The sequence below is a fragment of the Variovorax rhizosphaerae genome (genome assembly GCF_037889975.1).
Classification (GTDB): domain Bacteria; phylum Pseudomonadota; class Gammaproteobacteria; order Burkholderiales; family Burkholderiaceae_C; genus Variovorax; species Variovorax rhizosphaerae.
This window is the reverse complement of the sequence record NZ_JBBKZT010000081.1, coordinates 1-4,964: the sequence shown is the minus strand read 5'-3', so window position 1 is coordinate 4,964 and position 4,964 is coordinate 1. Positions and strand designations below refer to the sequence as shown.

Annotated in this window: 5 protein-coding genes and 1 pseudogene; 2 read left to right on the top strand and 4 right to left on the bottom strand. The window is 62.2% G+C overall.

Features of this window, described 5'->3' with window-relative positions; translation table 11 throughout:
* Positions 1-759, bottom strand: a 759-nt coding sequence (locus WKW82_RS40180) for a porin (RefSeq protein WP_340348792.1), incomplete at its 3' end; no start/stop codon positions are given.
* A 1,083-nt stretch (positions 760-1,842) separates the two neighbouring features.
* Between WKW82_RS40180 and WKW82_RS40805 the strand changes: the two genes are divergently transcribed.
* Positions 1,843-2,346, top strand: coding sequence for a tyrosine-type recombinase/integrase (locus tag WKW82_RS40805; RefSeq protein WP_422823712.1), 504 nt, complete (start codon positions 1,843-1,845; stop codon positions 2,344-2,346).
* Positions 2,347-2,711: 365 nt separating this feature from the next.
* Here the strand turns inward: WKW82_RS40805 and WKW82_RS40175 are convergent, their stop codons facing one another.
* Positions 2,712-3,224: a hypothetical protein gene (locus WKW82_RS40175; protein WP_340348791.1), complete on the bottom strand. Its 513-nt coding sequence runs from the start codon at positions 3,222-3,224 to the stop codon at positions 2,712-2,714.
* 148 nt (positions 3,225-3,372) lie between these two features.
* On the opposite strand from WKW82_RS40175, the pseudogene WKW82_RS40170 reads away from it, so the two are divergent.
* Positions 3,373-3,665, top strand: a pseudogene (locus WKW82_RS40170) (ISKra4 family transposase); the annotation flags it as partial.
* Between the two features lie 143 nt (positions 3,666-3,808).
* On the opposite strand, the gene WKW82_RS40165 reads toward WKW82_RS40170, so the two are convergent.
* Positions 3,809-4,585 carry a hypothetical protein gene (locus WKW82_RS40165; protein WP_340348790.1) on the bottom strand — a complete coding sequence of 259 codons (777 nt, stop codon included), beginning with the start codon at positions 4,583-4,585 and terminating at the stop codon, positions 3,809-3,811.
* A gap of 209 nt (positions 4,586-4,794) precedes the next feature.
* Positions 4,795-4,964: LuxR C-terminal-related transcriptional regulator (locus WKW82_RS40160; protein WP_340348793.1), on the bottom strand; the 170-nt coding region annotated here is incomplete at its 5' end.

Genomic DNA, 4,964 nt, shown 5'->3' with positions numbered 1-4,964 from the left:
GGTCACGCTCTCGCCGTAGGCGGCCGCGATGTCCAGGCCACCGTTGGCATAGCCGAAGCGGCCGCCGGCGTAGCCGCCGGTGCGGCTCTTGTTCAGCGGCGTGGCCGGGGTCGTGGTGCCCGGGTCGTACTTGACCTGCTCGTTGAAGGCGTACATCACCTGGCCGTAGAAGCCGCCGAGGTTGGGCGGCAGGATGTAGCCGACCGAATTGCTGGCGCGGATGTAGTTGGCGTTCGAGAACAGGCCGCGGTCGACGCCGGCGGCAGTGACCGTGCGCGGCCCGACGCTCATCGTCGCGATCAGGTTGGTGCCCACGCCGTTGACGCCGAAGGGATCGAAGATGCCGTCGTTCCAGAAGGTAGGCGTGTAGTCGCGGCCCAGGCGCAGTTCGCCGAAGTCGCCCGACAGGCTGATGGTCGAGCGACGGCCGAAGGTCGAGGCGCCGACCACGCCGTCGTCGTTGGTCATGGGCGATTCGAGCCAGAAGCTGGCGGCCAGACCGCCGCCCAGGTCTTCGGTGCCGCGGAAGCCGAGGCGACTGTTGTTGTAGTTGCCGCTGGTCAGCGCCCACTGGCTTTGCTTGAGGTCGCCGGTGCCGACGAAGTTCAGTGCGGGAGCGCCGCGGACACCGACGAACTTGCTGGTCGTCTGGTAGTAGCTGATGCCGGCGTCAACCACGCCGAACATCGTGACAGACGACTGGGCCACGGCCGCACTGGAAGCAGCCAGGGTGGCCAGGGCGGCCAAGGCTTTGTTCATTACCGTCTCCTCAATTATTTGTGTCGCTCTGCGCGAAGGACCCCTACCGTCCATCGGGAAAGTAGACACCTTGCGCCACACACGGGACAAGGCTTTTGGACCAATTTGCGGGAAGGTCGAACGTTCTTGTTGCTTGCTGGCGACACGCCAGGCCAAATCCTCGCCTCCAAAAGCGCGGCGAGCTCTACCGTTTGGCGCGGCCCACCTTAACGGGACGACAAGGAATACAAGGGACGTTCGGCTCGGACTCGAGTCAAACTACGGCGATCTATGACATCCACCCGACGTTTCGACACGATCGTTTCGCGTGCGCGCGCCCACGCGAAAAATGGCCGCCGGCAAATCGCTGCGCTGCTCGAGATGAGTGTCAATACTTGTCCCAAGACGCGGTAAGACGCGAGCGAGTCAGGCCAGTCGCGTTGCGCGATGGCCGCACCGCGAGAGTACAAGAGGTCTGCCCGGCTGACGAAGCTGAACTGCTGCATGCCTTCGACCGCATGAGCGAAAGACGCCCGATACATGCGCTGCATTCACGACGTCCGCAATCCTGACTTTGCGTGCCTCCGCGACGTGCTCGCCACCTTTCGCTCGGGCGGTATCGGGTTGGTGGCGACCGTCCCGACAGAAAAACGGCATGTCCTGCGGAGTCCCGACGGCGCAAGCGTTCGAGAGTAGCCGCAGCGTGCTTGTCAAGTGGGGGACGTCGATGGTGTCGAGGACCTGGCCAGCATCGCCGCAACCTGCGAGTCAAAGGCGGCGTGCTGCGAAGGCTCAGTGTTGAAGATCCGCGCAGCCGGCGGTCCTGGGTCAGCGCCTTCTCTGGCGCAGTTCGCAGGATCGCATATGCAGTTCCAATGAGTCCGGGCAGCCTTATTGCTGAAAGGGCGCTCCCGCAACTCCCATGGTCGCGCTAGGCAGGAAACGTGGGTGAGTTGACCGGCTCCTTCGGACGAACGCGCGTCGACTCGCAACAGACGTCGCCCAGCACCGAGCGGGCGTGCTGATCAATTGCGCAATGGCACGCGCGCCGCACGCCGCCTTACTTTGCAATTCACGCCAAGGGTACCGACCGTACGTCCGCACATGATTGTGAAGTCCTCAATCGTGGTGCAGGGTTTCAACGGGCTGTCGTACAGTCGGCGCTCGAATCGCTGCCATCAAGTTGCCATCCGCCCTTCTCGCGTGGCGGCATTAGCAGAGATTGCCGCACCCGACATGTCCCTCACCGGCCTTCGGTGTGACGACATTGTTCTTGGTGTGGGTGCCCATGTCCGTTGCGAGGGCAAGGGCCGCAAGCGGCGCTGCACGCCGCTTCGCAAAGACACGGTCCGAGTGATTCGCGACTGGCTGCGCGAGCGAGAAGGTCAGCCTTCGAATCCTTCCGACCACGCGAGGAACGCCCCTGAGCCACGACGCGCTGCAGGACCTGCTCGACAAACATTTTGCTGTGGCATGTCGGCGGTGCCCATCATTGGCACGCAAGCAGTAACTCCACACGTCTTGAGGCACACACTGGCCATGGACCTCCTTCATCATGGCGCCGGCCAGACCGTAATTCGCTCTCTGGCTGGGGCACGAATCGCCTGAGACGACGTCCGTTTACTTGCATGCGGACATGCAGTTGAAGGAACGTGCCCTCGCAGCCACGACCGCCAAGAAGACGTCGGTACCTCGCTTCCGGCCCGGCGACCGCTTGCTGGACTTCCTCAAGAGCCTCTGATAATTCCGGGTATCGGTCGGTGATCCTCCTCGCAGCGCGCTGCCCGCCGGGTCTCGCTTTCTCCGGTTCTATAGCAGGTGTCGCCGAACGGTCGCTATCAGCCGCCGTCCCAAACCTTTGATCCTGCTGGCTGGATTTTCCACAAGCGTGATCGCGGCCAGCTGGAACCTCAGGCTGACCGCCGGAAAAGGCCAGGAGCTTCCCTTTGAAAAATCTTCAACGGCGCCGCCATTCAGCGATGGGTGCCCATGTCGTCCGGCGTCTTCGCGCTGGGCAACGGCGCTACTGCTGCAACGAGCTGCACCTCGAAGGCCTTCAACATGATCTGGAGTTGTATACCCTCTGGCGATCCCGGCTCAACCCCGCCGTAGTCCACGATTCCCTTGATCAGGAAGTACTCTGTTTCGGCACGTATGACACGGCGGCGAAAAATGCGCAGGTACTTCTTCGAGAATCGACGTCGGACCTCGCTCAATGTGAAGGTGCCGGCCGCCGCCAGCCATGCGTCAGCCTCAGCAACCTGCTCCGGCGTCCATAGCGTCGTCATCTTCATCACCGCATGGATCGCCCGTTGCAGCGGCTCCGTTGCGTCGGCGACGGATTTGCTGTTCGCCCGCGCCACAAGGCTCGAAGACGGGTTTTCTCGCCGTTCCGCGCATGTGTTTGGAATAAACCAGTCCGTGTAGCAAATAAAGAACGTCTTTAGTCGGTCGCAGTCCTCGGGCGAGAGCTTGGTCACTTGCATGCAGCTACCGATCAGCCGAAGCTGTACGCTATTCGAGGCACAGGCAGTCATGTACGCATGCTGGTGATCGCAAGATCTGTTGACAACTATCAGATTTGGTAGAAGTCGAAGCATTTGGTGCAGTAGACGTGCTCCTCGTCCTCCTTTTCGCCGGGCGCTCGATGAATTTGCAACCTACGTCGACAACAATGCCGGCGCCATGGTCAACTACGGGGAGCGGTACCGATGCGAGGAACGGATTCCACCGGCTTCGTCGAATCCGCGGTCAACCAGGTGATCGCCAAGCGGTTCGTGAAGAAGCAGCAGATGCGCTGGACGCCGCGAAGGGCGCATCTGCTGCTCCAGGTTCGAACCCAGGTCCTGAACGACGAGCTTCGAGCGTCCTTCGAGTGGTGGTATCCGCGCTTCGGCGCCGAGGTACAGGGGCCGCTTGCAGCGTAGCCATCGTGGAGGATGCTGCACTGCACACCCCCAGGAAATGGATGCTCTCCTACCTGGCGCGCGCAGCGGCTCTGCAGGTGGACGCCGAGAAGCGTGGGCGCCGCCGCGGAAGGTCACCCTGCGCGGACCCAAGGCGGGCACCTTCAGAGCACCTCGCAGAGCGCAAAGGAATAGGCCGCATCCTGCGCCGCAACGTAGCCGCGCCGGGTCGGCAGGTTCAGCTTGGCATCGGCCCTGACCACGGGCTCGCGGATGACCGCGTTCGAGAAGATGCGAAGCACGCCTTGGCGTGATGCGGGCAACACCGGCAACTCTTCACGGGACTTCACCACGATGTCTTCGATTTGCGTGCGGTTGTGGCGCACGATCGCCTGGCGATCCCCGTCGACCACGCACAGCGTGCCCTGTTCGGTCTCCAGCACGGCGCGAAAGCGATCCCACACCGTGGAGATTGAGGGCTTGATGCCGGCGAGCTCACAACCGGCGCGCCCGGCGTGCGCCACCAGCTCGGCATGCAGTTCCTTGAAAATACACGAGACCATCTGGTCCTTGCCAGCGGTTTGCTCGGAGAAGCAGAACGTGCAAAGCGATGCGTCATTCTCATAGAGCTGCTCGAAGCGTTCGCGCGCATAAGCGTCCCGCAGCGCGCGATCGGCATAGGCAGGCGACCACGGCAGCACGAAGTATTGCGCTTCGGTCGGCCCGACAATCCAGACGATCGAGCGACGCATCGGCGCCTGCGCAATCCAAGCCGCCAGCGCATCCATGGCAGTGGCGCGTTCGCCCGGTTCAAATTCGAAACTGGCCTTGCGCGTCACGGTGGATTTGCCCCAGAGACGTTTCATTTCGCAGGCGATCAACGCGCGGTCCGACAGGTGCACCCCGATGGCGGCGGTGGTAAGAATTTTTGCGATGTCCATGGACTTGATTGGACCGAAAATCGAAACTAAAGTTAACTAACAATAATGGTAGGTCCGCACCTTCTGGACGCGTGCAGCGGGCTGTCAGGTGCGACTTCTCACACGGATTTTTGACCCGGTGCACAGAGGGTGTGTAAGGAGCCGCGCATGCGCGAGGCCGTCGTTGGATGCGGGCACCTGCCGACGCCGTTGCGTCAGGCTTGCCGTGCTCAGCCGAGCAGTCCAGACACCAAGGCCTGGACCACCGCAGCGGTCTTGTTGGACGCCCTCAGCTTGTGAATCACGTTCTTGATGTGGAAGTTCGCCGTCGGCACGGAAATGTTCAGGATGTCGCCGATCTCCGCCGCGGTCTTGCCGTCAGCACTCCACTTGAGGACTT